15 protein-coding genes are annotated in these 21,439 nt (G+C 72.6%); 9 read left to right on the top strand and 6 right to left on the bottom strand.

Annotation, left to right across the window (positions count from 1 at the left end; all coding sequences use genetic code 11):
- Window positions 1–2: 2 nt before the first annotated feature.
- The 4 genes from Sru02f_RS14445 (at window position 3) to Sru02f_RS14460 (ending at window position 6,085) form a co-directional block, all read left to right on the top strand.
- The gene (locus Sru02f_RS14445) at window positions 3–896 is read left to right on the top strand and encodes a carbohydrate ABC transporter permease (protein WP_109030428.1); all 894 of its coding nucleotides are present in this window, start codon (window positions 3–5) and stop codon (window positions 894–896) included.
- A 60-nt stretch (window positions 897–956) separates the two neighbouring features.
- The gene (locus Sru02f_RS14450) at window positions 957–3,041 is read left to right on the top strand and encodes a glycoside hydrolase family 2 protein (RefSeq protein WP_109030429.1); all 2,085 of its coding nucleotides are present in this window, start codon (window positions 957–959) and stop codon (window positions 3,039–3,041) included.
- A gap of 79 nt (window positions 3,042–3,120) precedes the next feature.
- Window positions 3,121–4,788, top strand: a complete 1,668-nt coding sequence (locus tag Sru02f_RS14455; protein ID WP_109030430.1) for a sialidase family protein — start codon at window positions 3,121–3,123, stop codon at window positions 4,786–4,788.
- Between the two features lie 55 nt (window positions 4,789–4,843).
- Complete coding sequence (locus Sru02f_RS14460; protein WP_109031413.1) at window positions 4,844–6,085, top strand: ROK family protein; 1,242 nt, start codon at window positions 4,844–4,846, stop codon at window positions 6,083–6,085.
- A 48-nt stretch (window positions 6,086–6,133) separates the two neighbouring features.
- Here Sru02f_RS14460 and Sru02f_RS14465 read toward each other — a convergent pair whose 3' ends face one another.
- Genes Sru02f_RS14465 through Sru02f_RS14480 form a run of 4 tightly spaced genes read right to left on the bottom strand, consistent with a single transcriptional unit; the run spans window position 6,134 to window position 10,669 of the window.
- Window positions 6,134–7,513: a GH1 family beta-glucosidase gene (locus Sru02f_RS14465; RefSeq protein ID WP_109030431.1), complete on the bottom strand. Its 1,380-nt coding sequence runs from the start codon at window positions 7,511–7,513 to the stop codon at window positions 6,134–6,136.
- A 56-nt stretch (window positions 7,514–7,569) separates the two neighbouring features.
- Window positions 7,570–8,397: a carbohydrate ABC transporter permease gene (locus Sru02f_RS14470; RefSeq protein WP_003977772.1), complete on the bottom strand. Its 828-nt coding sequence runs from the start codon at window positions 8,395–8,397 to the stop codon at window positions 7,570–7,572.
- A gap of 5 nt (window positions 8,398–8,402) precedes the next feature.
- Window positions 8,403–9,371 (bottom strand): carbohydrate ABC transporter permease, encoded by a 969-nt coding sequence (locus Sru02f_RS14475; protein ID WP_109030432.1) that lies wholly within the window; start codon window positions 9,369–9,371, stop codon window positions 8,403–8,405.
- Between the two features lie 11 nt (window positions 9,372–9,382).
- Window positions 9,383–10,669: an ABC transporter substrate-binding protein gene (locus Sru02f_RS14480; RefSeq protein ID WP_164276651.1), complete on the bottom strand. Its 1,287-nt coding sequence runs from the start codon at window positions 10,667–10,669 to the stop codon at window positions 9,383–9,385.
- Window positions 10,670–10,952: 283 nt separating this feature from the next.
- Here Sru02f_RS14480 and yicI point away from each other — a divergent pair, with 283 nt between their 5' ends.
- Complete coding sequence (yicI, locus tag Sru02f_RS14485) at window positions 10,953–13,223, top strand: alpha-xylosidase (RefSeq protein WP_109030433.1); 2,271 nt, start codon at window positions 10,953–10,955, stop codon at window positions 13,221–13,223.
- Between the two features lie 105 nt (window positions 13,224–13,328).
- Here the strand turns inward: yicI and Sru02f_RS14490 are convergent, their stop codons facing one another.
- Both Sru02f_RS14490 and Sru02f_RS14495 read right to left on the bottom strand, forming a co-directional pair.
- A complete protein-coding gene (locus tag Sru02f_RS14490; protein ID WP_109030434.1) occupies window positions 13,329–14,531 on the bottom strand; it encodes a cysteine desulfurase-like protein in 1,203 nt (400 codons plus the stop codon).
- Between the two features lie 44 nt (window positions 14,532–14,575).
- Entirely contained in the window at window positions 14,576–15,295 is a 720-nt protein-coding gene (locus tag Sru02f_RS14495; RefSeq protein WP_109030435.1) for an aspartate/glutamate racemase family protein, read from the bottom strand.
- A 263-nt stretch (window positions 15,296–15,558) separates the two neighbouring features.
- Here Sru02f_RS14495 and Sru02f_RS14500 point away from each other — a divergent pair, with 263 nt between their 5' ends.
- From Sru02f_RS14500 to Sru02f_RS14515, 4 genes are read left to right on the top strand one after another with little or no spacing between them, the layout of a single operon-like run.
- On the top strand, window positions 15,559–16,908 hold the full coding sequence (locus Sru02f_RS14500) for a purine-cytosine permease family protein (RefSeq protein WP_109030436.1): 1,350 nt from the start codon (window positions 15,559–15,561) through the stop codon (window positions 16,906–16,908).
- Between the two features lie 55 nt (window positions 16,909–16,963).
- Window positions 16,964–18,526 (top strand): hydantoinase/oxoprolinase N-terminal domain-containing protein, encoded by a 1,563-nt coding sequence (locus tag Sru02f_RS14505; protein ID WP_109030437.1) that lies wholly within the window; start codon window positions 16,964–16,966, stop codon window positions 18,524–18,526.
- A complete protein-coding gene (locus tag Sru02f_RS14510; RefSeq protein ID WP_109030438.1) occupies window positions 18,519–19,598 on the top strand; it encodes a DUF917 domain-containing protein in 1,080 nt (359 codons plus the stop codon). The genes Sru02f_RS14505 and Sru02f_RS14510 overlap by 8 nt, the downstream gene beginning before the upstream one ends.
- A 10-nt stretch (window positions 19,599–19,608) precedes the next feature.
- Complete coding sequence (locus tag Sru02f_RS14515; protein ID WP_109030439.1) at window positions 19,609–20,733, top strand: DUF917 domain-containing protein; 1,125 nt, start codon at window positions 19,609–19,611, stop codon at window positions 20,731–20,733.
- Window positions 20,734–21,439: the final 706 nt, after the last annotated feature.

Raw genomic sequence — 21,439 nt, forward strand, 5'->3', positions numbered from 1 at the left:
CCATGACCAGCCTCATGACCAGCCGGACCGAGAAGCCAGGCAGGAGCCTGTCCCAGCCCCGGCCGGGGCCGCTCCAGTACCTGGTGCTGGGCCTCCTCGCCCTCGTGTTCGTCTATCCCATCTGGTGGGCCGTCAGCTCCTCGCTGAAGCCGCCGACCGACATCGTCCGCGACCCGCTGTCCTTCTCGCTCGGCTCGGCCACGCTCGACAACTACCGGGCGATGTTCGACGACGTGCCGATCGGCACCGGCTTCGTCAACACCGTGCTCGTCGTCGCCGTCAAGGGCGCGATGACCATGTTCTTCTGCCCGCTGGCCGGCTACGCCTTCGCCAAGTACCGCTTCCCCGGCAAGAACCTGCTCTTCGGCGTGCTGATGCTCACGCTGATGCTGCCGACCCTCGTGCTGGTCATCCCGCTGCTGCTCGAGATGAGCCAACTGGGCTGGGTCAACACGTACCAGGCGCTGATCCTGCCCGGCAGCATCGACGCCTTCAGTATCTTCTGGATGCGGCAGACCATCGCGGCCGTGCCCGACGAACTCCTCGACGCCGGACGCGTGGACGGGGCGAGCGAGTTCGGGATCTTCGCCCGGATCGTGGTGCCGGTCATCCGGCCGGGCATCGCCGCCCTCGGCGTCCTGACCGCCATGAACATCTACAACGACTTCGTCTGGCCGGTCGTCGCCGTCAACGACGAGAGCCACCAGACGCTCCAGGTCGTGCTCTCCACCCTCGCGCAGAACGTCACCGGCAACCGCGTCGGCGCCGACTTCGCGACCGTCTGGGGCGAACTGCTCGCCGCCGGCAGCATCGCGATGCTGCCCGTGCTGGCTCTGTTCGTCCTGCTGCAACGCCACTTCATCAACGGGATCCTCGCGGGCAGCGTCAAGGGCTGACCGCCCGCCGTACACCGCTGACTCTCCCCACAGCCGCACCGAATCGGAGCACTCACGCCCATGACCACCCCCCGTCCCGAATACCCCCGGCCCCACTTCGACCGGTCCCACTCCTGGCTCACCCTCAACGGCGCCTGGGACTTCCGCGCCGACCCCGCCGAGCGGTACTCCGCCGACGCGTCCGACGGCTACGACCGCGCGATCACCGTGCCCTTCGCCTGGGAGACGCCCGCCTCCGGGATCGCCGAGCACTGGCTGCGGACCGCCTGGTACCGGCGGACGTTCACCGTGCCGGCCGACTGGGCCGGACAGCGCGTCGTCCTCCACTTCGGTGCCGTGCACCACGCCGCCACGGTCTGGGTGAACGGCACCGAAGTCGCCCACCACGAGGGCGGCTACACCCCCTTCGCCGCCGACGTCACCGACGCCCTCGGCGACGGCGGCGACCACCTGCTGACGGTCCGGGTCCACGCCCCCGCCGACAAGCGGGACATCGCCCACGGCAAGCAGCGCAGCATGCCCCGCGACGACTACGACGGCGTCTGCTTCACCCCGTCCTCCGGCATCTGGCAGAGCGTCTGGCTGGAGGCCCGACCCGCCACCCACCTCGCCGCACTCCGGCTGCGCCCGAACGACGACCTGACCGGCATCACCGTCGAAGCCGTCGTGCACGGTCCCGCGGCGGACCGCGCCGAACTCCGGCTGCGCGTACGCGACGAGGACACCGCCGTCACGGCGACCGTGGACCCCGATGGACGGCTCGCTACCGAACTCCCGCTCTCCGCGCCCAGGTTGTGGACGCCGGAGGACCCGCACCTCTACCACGTGGACGCGGAGCTGATCTCCGCCGACGGCACCGACCGGGTCGCCGCCTACACCGGACTGCGCACCATCACCGTCGACGGCGAGTCCCTGTACCTCAACGGGCGGCGGCTGTTCGTACGCGGCGTGCTCGACCAGGGCTACTGGCCCGAAACCGGCATCACCGCCCCCGACGACACCGCCCTGCGCCGCGACCTCGAACTCGCGGCCGAGGCCGGCTACAACCTCGTCCGCAAGCACCTCAAGCTGGAGGACCCCCGCTTCACCCACCACGCCGACACCCTCGGCATGCTCCTGTGGGCCGAGCCCGCCTCGCCCGGCCGTTTCTCGCCCGCCTCCACCGCCGCCTTCGCCGAGCAGATCGAGCCGATGGTCGAACGCGACGGCAACAGCCCCGCCATCGTCATCTGGGGCCTGTACAACGAGGAATGGGGCCTGGACTGGGACATCCCCGGCGACCCGGCCAAGCAGCGCGCCACCGCCGACGCCTACGACCGCCTCAAGGCCCTCGACGCCACCCGCCCGGTCGTCGACAACTCCGGCTGGACCCACGTCAAGACCGACCTGCTCGACTGGCACTACTACGACGAGAGCGCCGCCTCCTGGGCCACCACCGTCGCCGACCTGCTCTCCGGCGAACGCGACGACTTCCCCGTCAAGCTCGGCCCCGACTTCGTCGTCCACAAGAAGCTCGCCGTCCCCGGCCAGCCGCTGCGCGGCCTGCCCAACCTCAACAGCGAGTACGGCGGCGGCTTCACCGGCCTGGACCGCGCCTGGCACCTGCGCTGGCAGACCCAGGAGCTGCGCCGCCACGACCGGCTCGCCGGGTACGTGTACACGGAGCTGTACGACATCGAGCACGAGAGCGCCGGACTGCTGGACTTCGGGCGCGGCACGAAGGACCTCGCGGGCGTCGACCCGGCCCACGCCAACGCGCCGACCACCCTCGTCCTGGACGTCACGCCGGTGGCACCCGGCCGCGACCTGCTCACCTCCGACCGCGACTTCACGGTCGACGTCCACGTCTCCCACCACGGCGCCGACCCGGTCGCGGGCACCCTGCACACCACCTGGACCCCGGTGTACGCCAGGACGCCCGACGCGCCCGGCGACGCCGTCCCCGGCGGCCGCGCGGAGACCAAGCCGTACGTCCTCGGCGCCGCCGTCACCGTGCCCGCCACGCTGCCCGACGGCTGGGTCAGTGGCCGGCTGCACCTGGCGCTCGTCGTGGACGGCACCGTGGCCGCGCGGACGGCGCTGGACGTGGACACGCGGACCGACCCGTACATCGGCGACGACCCGCAGGCCCGCCCCACTGCCTGACCTCCGGCCGCCCCACCCTGCCCCACCCCGCCCACCGATCCCGCACCACCCGACATCCCCACCAACAAGGAGTCGATCCGTGCGCAACCCGTCACCCATCCTCAGACGATCACCGGCCCTGCTCGGTGTCCTGGCCCTCCTCACGGCCCTGCTGTCCCTGTGGTCGCAGCCCGCGTCGGCCGCGCCCGCCGGACAGGTCCTGGCGTCGCCCGACCTCGCGGCCCATCCGCAGGGCGACGACAGCTACCCGCGCGCCGTCCGTCTCGACCACGACGGCTCGGCCGGGCAGACCATGCTGGCCACCTACGCCCGGCGTGAACAGGGCGCCACCAACACGCTGCCCGTCCACCGCAGCACCGACGGCGGGCGCACCTGGAGCGCCGCCCCGATCTCCACCATCACCTCGCACACCCCGGGCTGGGACATCGAGGCACCCGTCCTCTACGAGGTGCCGCGCACCGCGAACGGCCTGAACCAGGGCGACCTCCTCGCCGCCGGCACCGCCTGGCAGGCCGGTGACTACACCACGCAGCGCGTCGAGGTGTTCAAGAGCACCGACCACGGTCAGAGCTGGCAGTACCTCTCCGACTGCACCCGCACCAGCGGCCTGCCCGACACCATCGGGCACGGCATCTGGGAACCCTGGTTCCTGCTGGCCCCCGACAACACGCTGGCCTGCTTCATCTCCGACGAGCGGCCCGCGGGCAGCCCCACCAACAACCAGGTCATCGGCCACTACACCTCCACCGACGGCGGCCGCACCTGGAGCGGCACGCTCACCCAGGACGTGGCCTTCCCCGCCGACAACCTCGCCCGCCCGGGCATGTCGATCGTCGTCCCGCTGCCCGACGGGCGGTTCATGATGGCCTACGAGATGTGCCGGGACGCCACCGACGCCGACCACGCCTGCGAGGTGTACACCAAGACCAGCCCCGACGGCCTGAACTGGGCGCCCGCCGACAACCCGGGCACCCTGGTGCGCACCGCCGACGGCAGGGAACTGCTGCACACCCCCTACCTCGCCTGGGTACCGGGCGGCGGCCCCGACGGCACGCTGCTGATGTCCGGCCAGCGTGTGGTGAGCGGGCCCACCGGCAACAAGACGGTGCTGTCGGAGTCCGGCAGCGTGGTCTTCGCCAACACCCGCCTCGGCGCGGGGGAGTGGACCGAGATCGAGGCCCCGGTCCTGACCGACCCCACCGGCGGCTACAACCCCGGTGAGCCCTCCTGCCCCGGCTACAGCTCACCGATCGTGCCGCGGGCCGACGGCACCTCCTTCCTCTACCTGACCGCCACCTGGCTCGGCACCGGCAACCAGTGCCAGGTCCGCTTCGGCACCGGCGGTCTCGGCGGACCGGTCGGCCAGGTCACCACGCCGTGGGTCGCGGGCAAGTGCCTGGACGTCGACACCAACACCAGCGGCAACGGCAACGCCGCCCAGCTGTGGGACTGCGGCACCGCCACCGGACAGCGCTGGTCCGTGGCCCCCGACGGCACGGTGCGCGCGTTCGGCAAGTGCCTGGACATCGACGGCAACGGCACGGCCAACTTCACCAAGGTCCAGGTGTGGGACTGCGCCCCGGGCGTCGGCGGCCAGCAGTGGCGCCACCGGGCCGACGGCTCGCTGTTCAACCCGCAGTCCGGCCGCTGCCTGGACATCCCGTCCGGCGGCACCGCCAACGGCACCAAGCTGCAGATCTACGACTGCAACGGCCTCGGCACCCAGAAGTGGAACCTGCCGGTCTAGTCGCCGGAGCACCCGGGGCCCGGTGCCCCGGGTGTCGCATACGCTCGACAGCACCATGATGAACAACCTCACCCCCCTGGAGCCGAAGGCCGACAAGGCCACGGTCAGACGGCACAACCTCAGCCTGGTCCTGAGGGCCGTGCACGACGCGGGGGAGGCGACCAGGGCCGGTGTCGCCACGCACGTCGGACTGACGCGCGCGGCCGTGTCGTCCCTGGTCGAGCAGTTGCTGGAGTACGGCGTCGTCTCCGAGTGGGGCAAGACCAGCAGCGGTCAGGCGGGCCGGCCCGGCACCGTCCTGAAGGTGTCCCGCTCGGGCCCGGCGGGGCTCGGCGTCGAGATCAACATCGACTACATCGCGGTGTGCGTCGTCGACCTCGCCGGCACCGACCGGGTGCGGCTCGTGGAGCACGTCGACAACCGAGGGGTCGAGCCCTCCGAGGTCCTGGCGGGTGCGGCCCGGCTGGCGGCGCGCGCCGTCGGCTCGGCGGCGGACCAGGAGCTCGAACCGGCCGGCGTCCATGTCGCGCTGCCCGGCCTGGTGACGGGCGGCACCGTGCGCCAGGCCCCCAACCTGGGCTGGCAGCGGGTCGCCGTCGAGGGACTGTTCGCCCAGGCGCTCCTCGCCCTGCGCCCCGCCCACCGGCCCCTGCCGGTCAGCTCCGACAACGAGGCCAACGCCGCCGCCCTCGCCGAGCTGTGGTTCGGCGCCGGCACCGAGGGCGTGCGCAGCTTCCTCTACCTGACCGGCGAGATCGGCGTCGGCGGCGCCCTGGTGCTCGGCGGCGAGCTGCTGCGCGGCGCGCACGGCTTCGCCGGGGAGATCGGGCACATGGTCGTCGACCCGGACGGCCCGCTGTGCCGGTGCGGCGCCCACGGGTGCCTGGAGCAGTACGCCGGCCAGGCCGCGCTGCTCACCGCCGCCGGCATCGACGCGGACGCGGGCGCGCGGGGCGTCGCCGAACTCGAGCGCCGTGCCCGGCAGGGCGATCCGTCCGCGCTGTCCGCCGTCGAACGGGCCGGTCGGCAACTGGGCGTGGTGCTCTCGGGCGCGGTGAACCTCTTCGACCCCGAGGCGGTGATGCTCGGCGGCGTCTACCGCGAGCTGATGGACTGGCTGGCCCCGGCCGTCGACCGCGAACTGGCGCGGCGCGTGGTCTCCGGGCTGTGGAGCGAGGACGGCAAACGGCTGCGGGCCGCGTCCTCGCTGGGCGACGCGGCCCGGGGCGCGGCCGGCGTGATCGTCCGCGAGGTGCTGGCCGACCCGGCGGCCTACGCGGAACGGGACGCGGGCTGACGCGGAGGACGGCCGCCCGGCAGCCTCCTCCGCATCGGCCCGCCCCGCTCACCCGCGGTTGGCGGCGATCATCTCCCGGTACCAGCGGTAGCTGTCCTTCGGCGTGCGCCGCTGCGTGTCGTAGTCGACCCGCACGATGCCGAAGCGCTTGTCGTAGCCGTACGCCCACTCGAAGTTGTCCAGCAGGGACCACACGTAGTACCCGCGTACGTCCACGCCCGCGTCGATCGCCGCCCGCAGCGCGGTGAGGTGGTCGCGCAGGTAGTCGACCCGGTCGGTGTCGTGGACCGTGCCGTCGGCGGCGGCCGAGTCGTCCTCCGCCGAGCCGTTCTCGGTGATGTGGACCGGCGGGAGCGCGTCGCCGTACTGCTGCTTCAGGGCGACGAGCAGGTCGGTGAAGCTGTCCGGCACGACCGGCCAGTTCATCGCCGTGTGCCGCACTCCGGGGTGCCGTACCTCCTCGTACCGGTTGTCCGTCGCCACGCGCCGCCCCGGGTCGCTCTCGCGGTGCGGGGCGTCGGCGACCACGATCGGCCGGTAGTAGTTGACGCCGAGGAAGTCCAGGGGCTGGGAGATCAGCTCCAGGTCGCCGTCCCGCCGGAAGTCCTCGCCGGTGATCAGCTCACCCCAGGTCTCCTCCTCGGTGGCCGGGTAGCGGCCCGCGAGGATCGGCTCGGTCCACACCAGGTTGTGCTGGGTGTCCGCACGGACCACCGCCGCCAGGTCGGCCGGGGAGTCGGTGGCGGGCAGGTTGCGGTCCAGGTTGAGCGTGATGCCGACCTCGCGCACCCCGGCCGCCCGCAGCGCCTTCACCGCCAGCCCGTGGCCGACCAGCAGGTGGTGGGCGGCGGCCAGCGCGCCGCGGCCCTCCTTGGCGCCGGGCGCGTGCCGGCCGATGGAGTAGCCGAGGAAGGAGCTGCACCACGGCTCGTTGAGGGTGATCCAGCGGGGCACCCGGTCGGCCAGGTGCTCCGCGACCACCGCCGTGTACTCGGCGAACCGCTCCGCCGTCTCCCGCACCCGCCAGCCGCCACGGTCTTCCAGGGCCTGCGGCAGGTCCCAGTGGTAGAGGGTGGCGGCCGGTTCGATGCCCGCCGCGAGCAGTTCGTCCACCAGCCGGGAGTAGAAGTCGAGCCCCTTCGGGTTCACCGCGCCCGAGCCGTCCGGCACGATGCGCGGCCAGGCGATCGAGAAGCGGTAGGAGTCCACGCCTAGGTCGCGCAGCAGGGCCACGTCCTCGGGGTAGCGGTGGTAGTGGTCGCAGGCCACGTCACCGGTGTCGCCGTTCACCACCAGGCCGGGAGTGTGGCTGTAGGTGTCCCAGATCGACGGTCCGCGGCCGTCCTCGGTCGCCGCGCCCTCGATCTGGTACGAGGCGGTCGCGGCGCCGAAGACGAAGCCGGGCGGGAAACCGGGGTACTCACTCATGCTGTGCTGCTCATCTCCGTGCTTGCGGGGCGTGCGGGTTCAGGGGCGTGCGGGATTCACTTGACGGAACCGCCGGTGATCCCGGCGGCGATGTACTTCTGGGCGAGGACGAGGAGGATCGCCGCGGGCACCGCGGACAGCACCGACGCGGCCATCACCGAGCCCCAGTCGCCGACGTGCGCGCCGATGTACTGGTAGATGCCCAGGGTGATGGGCTTGACCTCGTCGGTCGTGTTCAGGGTGAGGGCGAACATGAAGTCGCTCCACGAGAACAGGAACGCGAACAGTCCCGACGTGATCAGCGAGTTGCGGCTCATCGGCAGCACCACCCGTACGAAGGTGCGGACCGGACCGGCGCCGTCGATCTGCGCCGCCTCGATCACCTCGCCCGGGATGGACACCATGAAGGAGCGCATCAGCACGATCGAGAACGGGATGCCCAGCGAGGCGTCCGCCAGCATCAGGCCGAAGTAGGAGTTGACCAGGCCCAGGTCGACGTAGGAGTTGTAGAGCGCGTTGGCGATGACGATGCCCGGCACCATCTGCGTGATCAGCGTGCCGAACACGATGGTGCGCGAGCCGCGCAGCCCGAACCGCGCGAGACCGTACGCGGCCGGCGCCGAGATCGCCAGGCAGATGGCGACCGCGCCGAGCGAGACCGCCAGTGACGTCAGCAGGTGCCCGCCCTGGTCGCTGATCGCCTTGGAGAAGCCGGAGAAGTCCAGGCTGCCCGGCACCGGGTCGACCTGGAGCAGCCCCGAGTCGGGCTGGAGCGCGGTGTTGAGCATCCAGTACAGCGGGAACAGCATCACGCACAGGATGAGTACGCCGGCGACGGTGGAGCCCCAGCGGCGCCGGGAGGCGGTGGGCGTGTGGGAGGCCATGGACGTCACTTCCCCTCGGTGCGGTTGGCCCGCAGGTAGAACACCGCGAACACGGCGGAGATCAGGATGAGTACGTTGCCGACGACGGCGCCCGCGCCGAAGTCCAGCTGGACGAAGGAGTTCTGGTAGGTCAGGGTGCCCAGCGTCTGGGTGGCGTCGGCCGGGCCGCCGTCGGTCAGGGCGAGGATCAGGTCGAGGATCTTCACCGTCGACATGAAGCCCAGCACGAGGACGACCGTGACGACGGGCTTGAGCATCGGCAGGGTCACCGAACGGAAGGTCCGCCAGGCCGAGGCGCCGTCCAGGGCGGCCGCCTCGTGCAGTTCCTTCGGGATCTCCTGGAGACCGCCGTACAGGATGACCATGTTGAACGGGATGCCGATCCAGATGTTGACCAGGATGACCGAGAGCAGCGCCATCTCCGGGCTGGTCAGCCACGGCGTGTGCCCGCCGATCCCGAGCGTGTCCAGGAACGAGTTGAGCACGCCCGTGTCCTGGTCGAGGATGCGGCGCCAGACGATGCCGGACACCACCATGGGCACCAGCCAGGGCAGCAGGATCAGCGAGCGCAGCACTCCGTTCAGGGGGAAGCGGCGGCTGAAGAACACCGCGAGTGCCAGGCCGATGCAGAACTGGCCGAGCAGGGAGCCCGCCGTGAAGACGAGCGTGTGCCACAGGGCCTTGCCGAACAGGGCGTCCTGGAACACGTTGGACCAGTTGTCGGCGCCGTTGAAGGGCGACTCACCGGTGAAGAAGGTCTTCGGCGTGTAGTCCTGGAAGCTCATCACGACGTTGCGCACGAGCGGGTAGCCGAAGAACAGCAGCATGAAGACGACGGCGGGGGCGACGAACCCCCACTGGGCGAGCCGGCGGCGGCGCGCGATCCGGCCGGGGTCGGGAGCGGAGGCGGGCTCGGACGCCTTGGCGGGCGTCTGCGCGCCGACGGTGGAGGTGGTGGGCATGGGCGTGGTCATGGGGTCGTACCTCAGTTCCCGCTCGTGGCCCGCTGCTGGGCGCGCTTCAGGGCGGTCTCGCTGGACTGGCCGGTCAGGGCCGACTGGAAGGCGCTCTGCAGTGCGAGCGACACACTCGACCAGCCGGCGCCGAGCTTCGCCGTCCGGGACCGGGCGACGGCCACCTGGTCGGCGAGGGAGTCCAGCTCGGGCACCTTCTCGCGCCAGACGGCGGCGGCCTTGGCGTTGGCCGGGACCATCCAGCTGTTGAGCGCGTAGGTGAGCTGCTCCTGCTCGCTCGCCAGACACGCGACGATCTTCCCGGCCGTCTTCTCCCTGGCCTCGTCACCGGTGTTGGGCACGGTGAGCACGGCACCGCCGAGCGGGCCGACCGAGTCGTCCCCGGCCTCGGGCACCGGGATCGGCGCGATGCCCCAGTGTAGCGACTTGTCGCTGTTGAGGGTCTCGACCTGCCACGGGCCGTTGATCATCATCGCCGCGTTCCCGGCCATGAACTGGTCGTTGACGTCCGCCTGCGTCCAGTTGACCGTCGACTTCGACAGCGAACGGTCCTTCAGGAGGCCCTTCCAGTAGTCCAGGGCCTCGACCACCTTCGGGCCGTCCAGGTCGGTCTCGTCGCCGCCGTTGGACCACATGAAGGGCGTGAACTGGAAGACGCCGTCCTCCGCGCCGCCCGCGCTGAGCGCGAGGCCGTACTGCTTGCCCTGGGTGAGCTTCTTCGCCGTCGCCCGCAGTTCGGCCCAGGTGGTGGGCACCTCGACGCCCGCCTTGTCGAGGACGTCCTTGTTGTAGAAGAGGGCGAGGGTGTTCACGGAGCGGGCCGCGCCGTAGTACGTGCCCTTGTACGAGCCGAAGTCCACGATCCCGTCGGGGATGTCGTCGGTGCTCAGCCCGAGGGTCCTGAGGTCGACCAGTCCGCCCGCGTCGGCGAAGGTCGGCATCTCGGACGCGTCGAACTGCACGATGTCGGGCAGCGACTTGGACGAGGCCATGCGCAGCGCCTTCGTCATCACCTGCGCCGCCGGGACGCTCTGCTGCTCGATGGTGACGCCCAGCTCCTTGCCGCAGCGGGCCATCGCCTCCGCGTCCCAGCGGTGGTACGACTCGTCGGTCGAGGAGTTCATCACGGTGTAGGTGTCGGCGTCGCGCTGCTGTCCGCAGCCGGCCAGTGCCGCGCCGGCGACCAGCACGGACACCGCCGTGAACGGGGCGACGACTCGGCGTGAGCGTCCTCGCCCGCGGCGCGTGGCAGCCGGGGGGTGTGCTGTCAAGGCGAGCGAGGTGAAGCGCTTCGACATGGTGCGGCCCTTGCTGTCGTACCGTCCGGCTTCCTCGCCGGACTGTTTTGTTTGATGTGATGACTAATACGTCACCAACCCGCTTCCGCGCTAGAGGAAAGTGGCCCCGCTCTCTCCGTTCCGCGGGGTGAGGAGACCGTTCTCTTGCGTGATAGTGCCAGTTCAGCGTGGTGGAGGCGGTGCGAACACCTCGGCACGGGGATTTGTTTTGTGTACGATCAAAACGCTGTGAGACGGCCTCCGTGCTCCCACCCGACAGCTCCCGCCCCACCCAAGGAAGATCATGAAGTTCACCGACGGCTTCTGGCTCATCCGCGAGGGCGTGCATCTCTCGTACGCCACCGAGGTACGTGATGTACGCCCCCAATCGAAGCGCTTCACCGCCCATGCCGCCGTGAAGAAGGTGACGCGGAGGGGGGACACGCTCAACGCGCCGCTCCTCACGGTCGAGTGCTTCTCTCCCGCCGAGGGCGTCATCGGCGTCCGCGTCACCCACCACGCCGGCAAGCGCCGGCCGGGCCCCGACTTCGCGCTCACCGAGGCGGAGGACGGCGCCGGCGAGGTGCGCCGGGAGGGCACCGTCACCGAGCTGACCAGCGGCCCGCTCACCCTCCGCCTGGACCGCGAGGGCCCCTTCGGCCTCACCTTCCACGACGCGGACGGACGCGAGCTGACCCGGGCCAACGCCAAGGGCACCGCCTTCGCCACCACCGGCGACGGTGCCCACCACATGCTGAGCCGTCTCGCCCTCGGCGTCGGCGAGCAGATCTACGGCCTCGGCGAGCGCTTCACCCCGTTCGTCAAGAACGGCCAGGTCGTCGACATGTGGCAGGCCGACGGCGGCACCAGCAGCGAGCAGGCCTACAAGAACGTCCCGTTCTACCTCTCCTCGCGCGGCTACGGCGTCTTCGTCAACCACCCCGGCGCGGTCTCCTTCGAGGTCGGCTCCGAGTCCGTCGGCCAGGTGCAGTTCAGCGTCGAGGACCAGACGCTGGAGTACTACGTCGTCGCCGGGCCCACCCCCAAGGACGTCCTCACCCGCTACACCGCCCTCACCGGCCGCCCCGCCCTGCCGCCGGCCTGGTCCTTCGGCCTGTGGCTCACCACCTCCTTCACCACCTCCTACGACGAGCAGACGGTGACCTCGTTCGTGGACGGCATGGCCGAGCGCGGCATCCCGCTCTCCGTCTTCCACTTCGACTGCTTCTGGATGCGCGAGTACCAGTGGTGCGACTTCGAATGGGACCCGGACGTCTTCCCGGACCCGGACGGCATGCTCGCCCGGCTCAAGGCCAAGGGGCTGAAGGTCAGCGCCTGGATCAACCCCTACATCGCCCAGAAGTCCCCGCTCTTCGACGAGGCCGCCGCCCTCGGGCACCTGGTGCGCAGGCCGGACGGCGACATCTGGCAGTGGGACCTGTGGCAGGCAGGCATGGGCCTGGTCGACTTCACCAGCCCCGCTGCCCGCGACTGGTACGCCGGCAAGCTCAAGCCGCTGCTCGACCAGGGCGTGGACTGCTTCAAGACCGACTTCGGCGAGCGCATCCCCACCGACGTGGTCTGGCACGACGGCTCCGACCCGGAGCGCATGCACAACTACTACACGCACCTGTTCAACCGCACCGTCTTCGAACTCCTCGAGAAGGAGCGCGGCCAGGGCGAGGCCGTCCTCTTCGCCCGCTCGGCGACCGCGGGCGGCCAGCAGTACCCCGTCCACTGGGGTGGCGACTGCTGGTCGTCCTTCGAGGCGATGGCCGAGTCACTGCGGGGCGGCCTGTCCCTGTCGCTGAGTGGCTTCGGCTTCTGGAGCCACGACATCGGCGGCTTCGAGGGCACGCCCGACCCGGCGGTCTTCAAGCGCTGGCTCGCCTTCGGCCTGCTCTCCTCGCACAGCCGGCTGCACGGCTCCTCGTCGTACCGGGTGCCGTGGGAGTTCGGCGAGGAGGCCGTCGACGTCGCCCGCCGCTTCACCCTCCTCAAGCACCGCCTGATGCCCTACCTGTACGGCGTCGCCGCCGAGGCCCACCGCACCGGCGTGCCCATGATGCGGCCGATGGTCCTGGAGTTCCCGCACGACCCGGCGTGCCGGCCGCTGGACCGCCAGTACATGCTCGGCTCCGACGTCCTGGTCGCTCCGGTCTTCACCGAGGACGGCGAGGTCGAGGTCTACCTCCCCGAGGGCACCTGGACCCACCTGCTGACCGGCGAGCGCGTCACCGGCCCGGCCTGGCGCACCGAACGGCACGACTACGACAGCCTGCCGCTGTACGTCCGCGTGGGCGCCGTCCTGCCGCTGGGCTCCGACGACCAGCGTCCCGACGGAGACTGGCTGGACGCACCGACCCTGCTGGTCCACCCGTCCGCCGCCGCCGACTACGCGGCCGAGGTCACCGTGCCCGACCTGCTGGGCACGCCGGCCGCGACCTTCCGCGTGCGGCGCGACGGGGACGCCCTGCGGGTCACCGCGAGCGGCACCGACCGCCCCTTCACCGTCCGGGTCGCGGGCGGCGCGAGCGCGGAGGGCGCCGGAGAGGTGACCGTGCCGCTGACCTGACCTCGCGAGCGGGTGGACCACACGGCGAAGCGGCACGCGGGGGCGCGTGCCGCTTCGCTCCGCCGGGCATCCTGCGGGGTGTTCCGCGGGGGTGCGGGGTGTGTCTCAGCGCTCCAGGGCGCCGAGCGCCGTCAGCAGCCGGTCCACGTCCTCCGCGCTGGTGTACGGCGCGAGGCCCACGCGTACCCCGCCCTCGTCGCCGAGGCCCAGCCGGCGCGCGGCCTCCACGGCGTAGAAGGACCCGGCCGGCGCGTCGACCGCCCGCTCGGCGAGCTGCCGGTAGACGTCGGCCGGGCGCAGGCCCGCCACGGTGAACAGCAGCGTCGGGGTGCGCCGCGCGGCCCGCGAGTACACGGTGATCCCGCCGAGCTCCGCGAGCCCTCGTTCGAGCCGCTCGCGCAGCGCGTCCTCGTGCGCCTCCAGTGCCGCGAACGAGGCGACCAGCCGGTCCCGGCGGGAGCCCCCGGCCTCGGGGTCGAGCCCCGCCAGGAAGTCCACCGCCGCGCTCGCCCCGGCCAGCAACTCGTAGGGCAGGGTCCCCAGCTCGAAACGCTCGGGCACGGTGTCGGCGGACGGCAGCAGCTTGTCCGGCCGCAGCGACTCCAGCAGCTCGGCCCGGCCGGTCAGCACGCCCAGGTGCGGGCCGAGGAACTTGTACGGCGAGCACACCAGCGTGTCCGCGCCCGTCGCCGCCAGGTCCACCACGGCGTGCGAGGCGTAGTGCACCGCGTCGACGTGGAAGTGCGCGCCGTTCGCGTGGACGAGGGAGGCCAGCGCCGGCAGGTCCGGCATGGTCCCGATCAGGTTGGACGCGGCGGTGACCGCGACCAGCCTGGTGCGCGGGCCCAGCACCGCGGCGAGGTGCTCGGGCCGCAGCTCGCCGGTGGCCGGGTCGAAGTCCGCCCACCGCACGTCTGCCCCGGCCGCCTCGGCCGCCTGCACCCAGGGCCGGATGTTCGAGTCGTGGTCGAGCCGGGTGACCACCACCTCGTCGCCCGGCCCCCAGCCCTTGGCCAGGGTCCGCGACAGGTCGTAGGCGAGCTGGGTGGCGCTGCGCCCGAAGACGACCGTCCCCGGCGTGGTCCCGAGGAGGTCGGCGAGCGCGGACCGCGCCTCGTCGACGATCCGGTCCGCGTTGCGCTCGCCCTCGGTGTTGCGCCCCCGGTTGGCGAGCGGTGCGGTCAGCGCCGCCGCGATCGCGTCGATCACCGGCTGCGGGGTCTGCGTACCGCCCGGCGCGTCGAACCGCGCGGTACCGGACTTCAGGGCGGGCACGTGCGCGCGGATCGCGGCGACGTCGAGGGCCATGGGGCAACTCCAGGGTCGTGGGCCAGGCGGACGGGGGATGGTCGTCAGGCGATGCGGTCCTTCGGCCGGGGCGGCAGGTAGGTGGCACGGCTGGGTCGTACCCCGAGCCGCACCTGCGACTCCAGCCACATGATCGCAGCCCCCGTGGGGTCGACGACAGGGACGAACGGGCCCTCGGCGGCCAGGCGCTCCTGGAGTGCCGCGGCGACGCCCAGCATCCCGGTGCAGCCCAGCACGATCACGTCCGCCTCCCGCGCCGCCACCGCGGCCCGGGCCTGCTCGGTCAGCGCGTCGATCAGCCGGTCGCCGGGGTCCAGGTCGAGGACGGGGATGTCGACGACCCGGATCGGTCCGACCCGCTGCGTCAGCGCGTAGCGCCGGACCAGGCCGTGCAGCATCCCCAGCACGTTCGGCAGCACGGTGATCACCCCCGTGCGCTCGCCGAGCGCCAGGGAGGTGAGTACGGCGGGCTCGAAGCCGCCGACCACCGGGATGTCCACGATCTCCCGGGCCGCCTGCACGCCGGGGTCGCCGAAGCAGCTGACGAACACCGCGTCGGCGCCGTCCGCGGCGGCTTCGCCCACCGCGTCGAGGATGCCGGGGCCGGCGAGGGCCTCGTCGTACTCGGACTCGATGGAGGCGGTGCCCCGCGCGATGCGGCGGACCTCGACCTCCGTGCCGGGCGACACCCAGGCACCCACCTCGCGGCGGACCTCCTCGGTGAACGCGTCGGTGATGACGGGGAGCACGACCGTGAGCTTCACAGCACCTCCAGGGTGTGGGCGGGACGGTCGGCCCACCCTGTGCGGGCCCGCCGAGGGCCGCAACGTGCGACGCGCACAGCCGGGCGGCGACGACCGTGCCGACCGCACCGCCGACGCGCCCGCCCCGGTCCGTGGCCGCCGCCCGACTGTGCGGGGTGCCCTGCCGATGCCGCGAACCGGTGCCTGATGCACGGTGACCGCCCGGGGGCGGCGGCCTAGTCTCGGCGCACCGCATCCGGCGCCCCCGCCCCTCTGGAGTCCCCATGGCGTCCTCTTCAGGACACGACGACCACGCGCTGGCCCGCGTGCCGCAGACGGCCCGGTTCCACTGGTTCTCGGTGGCGACCCAGCGCTTCGGCCAGCTCTCCACCCTGGCCAGCTTCCTCATCGGCGCGACCCTCGGCTTCGGCATGACCTTCTGGAACGCCGTGCTCGCCATCACCCTCGGCGCGGTGATCCTCGAGGTCATGACGGTCTTCACCGGCATCGCCGGTCAGCGCGAAGGGCTCTCCACCTCGCTGCTGGCCCGGTGGACCGGGTTCGGCGCGGCCGGCGCCTCGCTCATCGGACTCGCCATCGGCATCAGCGCCGTCGGCTGGTTCGGCATCCAGAACGCGGTCTCCGCCGACGGCCTGGTGAACCTCGTCGGCGTCCTGCCCTCCTGGGGCTGGGCCCTGGTGGTGGGACTGCTCATCACCGCGATCGTGGTCCGCGGCGTCGGCTCCATGGCGTGGGCCGCCTACGTCACCGTCCCCGCCTTCCTGCTGATGGCGGGCTGGTCCATCACCGTCGAACTGTCCCGGCACGACCTGGGCGCGCTGACCTCCGCCCAGCCCGCGGGACCCTCACTGTCCCTGCTCCAGGGCACCACCATCGTCGCGGGCGGCTTCATCGTCGGCGCGGTCATCACCCCCGACATGAGCCGCTTCAACCGCAGCGGCAAGGACGTCGTCAAGCAGACGGTCGTCGGCATCACGGTCGGCGAGTACGTCATCGGCCTGATCGGCGTGCTCCTCGCACTCGCCCTGCGCACCAACGACGTCATCGCCATCGTCACCTCCACCTCGGGCTTCCTCGGCACACTGATCATCGTGGCCGCCACCATCAAGGTGAACGACTGGAACCTGTACGCCGCCTCCCTCGGCGTCGTCACCTTCGTCGACCAGGCCTTCGGCCGCCGCCTCCACCGGGGCGCCGTCACCGTCGGCGTCGGGGTGCTCGGCTCACTGCTGGGCGCGGCCGGGGTCCTCGACAACTTCACCGACTTCCTCGACCTGCTGGGCGTCCTCTTCCCGCCGATCGCCGGGATCATGGTCGCCGAGTACTTCGTCGCCCGCACCTGGCGCTCCGGCCTGGACGAGACCCGCGAGAGCGGCGAACTCCCCGCCGCCTCGCCCATGTGGGTGCCCGCGGGACTGATCACCTGGGCCGTCGCGGCCGTCGTGGGGAAGTACGTCGACTGGGGCCTGCCGTCGATCAACTCGATCGCCGTCGCCTTCGTGCTCTACCTCGCCGCCGCCCGCCTCGGCCTGGTCCGCGGGGTGGGCACCGCACCGACCCGCCGCGCCGTCCCCGGGACGGCGACCGGCACCCCCGGCGTCCCCGCCGCCTGACCGCGCACGCCACCGGCGTACGCGGCCACCGAAAGAGAAAGGCAGGACAACCCACATGCTCCGACTGGGCATCGACGTGGGCGGCACCAACACCGACGCCGTCCTCATCGACGGCGACCGGGTGCTGGGCGCCGTGAAGGCGTCCACCACGGCCGACGTCACCGGCGGCATCGTCACCGCCCTCGGCGACCTCCGGCAGGCCACCGGCTTCGATCCGGCCGCCGTGCAGGCGGTGATGATCGGCACCACGCACTTCATCAACGCGCTGGTGGAGGGCGAACGCCTGGCGCAGACCGCGGCCATCCGGTTCGGGCTGCCCGCCACCCGCGCCCTGCCCCCGCTGGTCGACTGGCCCGACCGCCTGGTCACCGCGATCGGCGGCCACAGCCATCTGTGCCACGGCGGACACGAGTACGACGGCAGCCCCATCGCGGACTTCGACGAGGCCGAGTTCCGCGCGGTCCTGGACCGCGCGGTCGCCGCCGGCGCCACCTCCTTCGCGCTGTCCTCCGTCTTCTCCCCGGTCAACGCGGAGTTCGAGACCCGCGCCGCCGAGATCATCGCCGAGCAACTGCCCGGCGCCCCGGTGAGCCTCTCCCACGAGATCGGCCGCATGGGCCTGCTCGGCCGGGAGAACGCCACCGTCGTCAACGCCGCCCTGCGCGGCCTCGCCGACCAGGTCGCCACCGGACTGCTCCGCACGGTCGCGGAGGCGGGCATCAACGCGCCGGTCTTCCTCAGCCAGAACGACGGCACCCTGATGGACGTCGACTACGCCCGCCGCTACCCGGTGGCGACCTTCGCGTCGGGACCGACCAACTCCATGCGCGGCGCCGCGTTCCTGTCCCGGCTGCCGTCCTGCGCCGTCGTCGACATCGGCGGCACCACCAGCGATGTCGGCATCCTCCAGCAGGGGTTCCCGCGCGAGGCGTCCACGGACGTCAACGTGGCCGGCGTGCAGACCAACTTCCGCATGCCCGACGTCCTCTCGATCGGCATCGGCGGCGGCAGCCACGTCCTGCACCAGGCGTCCGGCACGGCCGTCGGCCCCGCCAGCGTCGGCTACCGGCTCGCCCAGGAGGCCCTCGTCTTCGGCGGCACCCGCCTCACCGCCACCGACGTCGCGGTGGCCGGCGGGCGCGCCGAGGTGGGGGACGTCTCGCTCGTCGCCCATCTCGACAAGAGCGTGGTGGACGCCGCCCTGCGCTTCGTCGACGACCGGCTCGCCGAGGTCGTCGACCGGATGCGGGCCTCCGCCGAACCGGTGCCCGTCGTCGCCGTCGGCGGCGGCAGCATCCTGGTGCCCGAGGACCTCGCGGGCGCGTCCCGCGTGGTGCGCCCCGACCACTTCGCCGTGGCCAACGCCATCGGCGCGGCGATCGCGCAGGTCGGCGGCGAGGTCGACCGGGTCTACTCGGTCGTCCCGCAGCAGCGCGACACCGTGCTCGACGAGGCCCGTCAGGAAGCCGTCGACCGGGCGGTGGCCGCCGGAGCCCGGCCGGGCTCCGTCGAGATCGTCGACATCGAGGAAGTACCGCTGGCCTACCTGCCGGGCAACGCCACCCGGATCCGGGTCAAGGCCGTCGGAGAGCTGAGCCTGGGAGGCCCCCGTGCGTGAGATCACCGCCGACCACCTGCCCGACCTCGCCCGCGGGGCCGCCGTGCTCGGCACCGGGGGAGGCGGCGATCCGTTCGTCGGCCGCCTCCTCGCCGAGCAGGCGCTGAAGCGGAACGGGCCCGTCACCCTTCTCGACCTCGACGAGATCGACGACGGGGCGTTCATCGTCCCGACCGCCTTCATGGGGGCGCCCACGGTGATGCTGGAGAAGCTCCCCTCGGGCGACGAGATCATCGGCGCCATGCGGGCGCTGGAGGAACTCCTCGGCCGCAAGGCCACCCACACCGTCTCCATCGAGGCGGGCGGCCTGAACTCCATGTCGCCGTTCGTCGCCGCCGCCGAGGCGGGCGTCCCGCTGATCGACGCCGACGGCATGGGCCGCGCCTTCCCCGAACTGCAGATGCTGCTGCCGACCCTGGGCGATGTGCAGGCCTCCCCGATGGCGCTCGCCGACGAGCGCGGCAACTCCGTCACCCTGCGTACCGACGGCAACGCGTGGGCGGAACGCCTCGCCCGCGCCGCCACCGTCGAGATGGGCTGCAGCGCGGCGGTGAGCCTCTACGCCCTCACCGGCCGCCAGGCCAAGGACCATCTGGTGCCCGGCACCCTGACCCTGTGCGAGCGGGTCGGCCGGGCCATCCGCGAGGCCCGCGAGGGCCACGCGGACCCGGTGACGGCGGCGTCCGGTGTCCTCGGCGGCCGGACGGTCTTCACCGGGAAGATCAGCGACGTGCAGCGCACCACCACCGGCGGCTTCGCCCGCGGCACCGCCCGGCTCACCGGCCTCGACGCCGACACCGGGTCCGCGCTGGAGCTGTCCTTCCAGAACGAGAACCTGGTCGCCACCCGCGACGGCGAGGTCGTCGTCAGCGTCCCCGACCTGATCTGCGTCCTCGACACCGACTCCGGCGAACCGGTCACCACCGAGACGCTCCGCTACGGCCTGCGGGTCAGCGTCCTCGGCGTGCCCTGCGACCCGCGCTGGCGCACCCCCGAGGGGCTCGAGCTGGCCGGGCCGGGCTACTTCGGTTACGCGCACGAGTACGTCCCGTTCCGGGGCGCCGAAGTGTGATGATCGAAGGGTGACCCGCACGTCCGCCGAGGCCCCCTCGCCCGTGTCTCCCGCGCCGCTGACCGCCGCGCGGGTGCCGGCGCTGGCCGCCGGAGCGACCCTGCTCGGCTCCGGCGGCGGGGGAGAGGTGGCCACCGGCGCGCTGCTGCTGAGCCGTGAGCTGGCCGCGGCACCGGTACCGCTGGTCCCGGCGGCGGCGCTGGCGCCGGACACCCTGGTGGTGCACGCCGGGCTCGTCGGCGCCCCCGACGTACTGGCCGAACGGCTCGCCGACCCCGACGACTTCGCCGACGCCGTACGCACCGCCGCCGAGGTGGTGGGCGGGTCGGCCGGTGCGGTCGGGGTCATCGAGATCGGCGGCCTCAACGCCGTCGTCGCCGCGGTCGCAGCCGCCCGGCTCGGCCTGCCGCTCGTCGACGGCGACCTCATGGGGCGGGCCTTCCCCCGCATCGACCAGACCGTCGCCGCCGTGGCCGGGGTGGAGCCGGCGCCGCTCGTCCTGGTCGGCCCCGGCGGGAACACCGTCGTCGTCCGGGAGTGCTCACGCCGCCTGGCCGAACGGCTGCTGCGCGCCAACGTCCTCGCCCTCGGCGGGGCCGCCGCCCTCGCCGTCCACCCCCTGCCCGCCGCCCGGCTCGCGGCGATCGGGGTGCGCGGCTCCGTCTCCGCCTGCCTCGGACTCGGCGATCGGCTCCTCACCGCGCGGGACGCGGGCGGCACGCCCGAGGGCCTGGCCGACGCCCTCGGCGCCGAGCTGCTCGCGGCCGGCCGAGTCGAGGAGCTGGCCCCCCGCCAGGACCTCACCCCCGGGTGGGCGACCCTCACCGACGGGCGTACCGGCGCCGTGGTCCGGGTGGACCTCCTGGACGAGTACCTGGCCGTCACGGTCGACGGCGTCACCCGGGCCGCCGCCCCGCAGATCATCGCCGCCGTCGACCCCAGCGGCCGCCGCCCCCTGCGCGCCGACCAGCTCCGCACCGGCGGTCACCTGATCCTGCTCCGTCTCCCGTCCCTGCACGCATGGCCCACCGAGGCGGAACCCCTGGTCGGCCCCACCGCTTTCGGTCTCGACCTGGCGCCGCCCACCCCTCCGGTCACGGGCCCGGTCGCCATCCCGCCGTGGGGCCGGTCGTGACCGCCGCCTTGAGCACCGTCGCCCGGCGCCGCAGCGGCGGGCGCATGGTGCCGTTGCGGCTCGGGTCCTTGCCCGTGTGGTGTGCCGGGGTGGGGCCCCTGGTGGGTGTGGGTGTCGCTGCCTTCGGTCTTGGTGCGGGGGCCGTCCACCGTTCCGGTCGCGGGCTTGGTCGGTATCTCGCCGTGGGGCCGGTCGTGACCGCGGCCTTGGGCGCCGTCGCCCGGTGCCGTAGCGGCGGGCGCATGGTGCCGTTGCGGCTCGGGTCCTTGCCCGTGTGGTGTGCCGGGGTGGGGCCCCTGGTGGGTGTGGGTGTCGCTGCCTTCGGTCTTGGTGCGGGGGCCGTCCACCACTCCGGTCGCGGGCTTGGTCGCCATCTCGCCGTGGGGCCGGTCGTGACCGCGGCCTTGGGCGCCGTCGCCCGGTGCCGTAGCGGCGGGCGCATGGTGGCGTTGCGGTTCGCGTCCTTGCCCGTGTGGTGTGCCGGGGTGGGGCCCCTGGTGGGTGTGGGTGTCGCTGCCTTCGGTCTCGGCTCGGGGGCCGTCCACCGGCCCGGTCGTGGGGCTTGGTGCCGGCTCGGCGTGGGGTCGGTCGTGACCGCGGCCTTGAGTGTCGTCTCCCGGCTCCGTAGTGGCGGTCGCCTGACCGTGTTGACCCTTCCGTCTTCGCGCGGGTGGCCTGCCGGGGCGGGTCCCCTGGCTGGTGTCAC

It is taken from the genome of Streptomyces rubrogriseus, from assembly GCF_027947575.1.
Taxonomy (GTDB): Bacteria; Actinomycetota; Actinomycetes; order Streptomycetales; family Streptomycetaceae; genus Streptomyces; species Streptomyces rubrogriseus.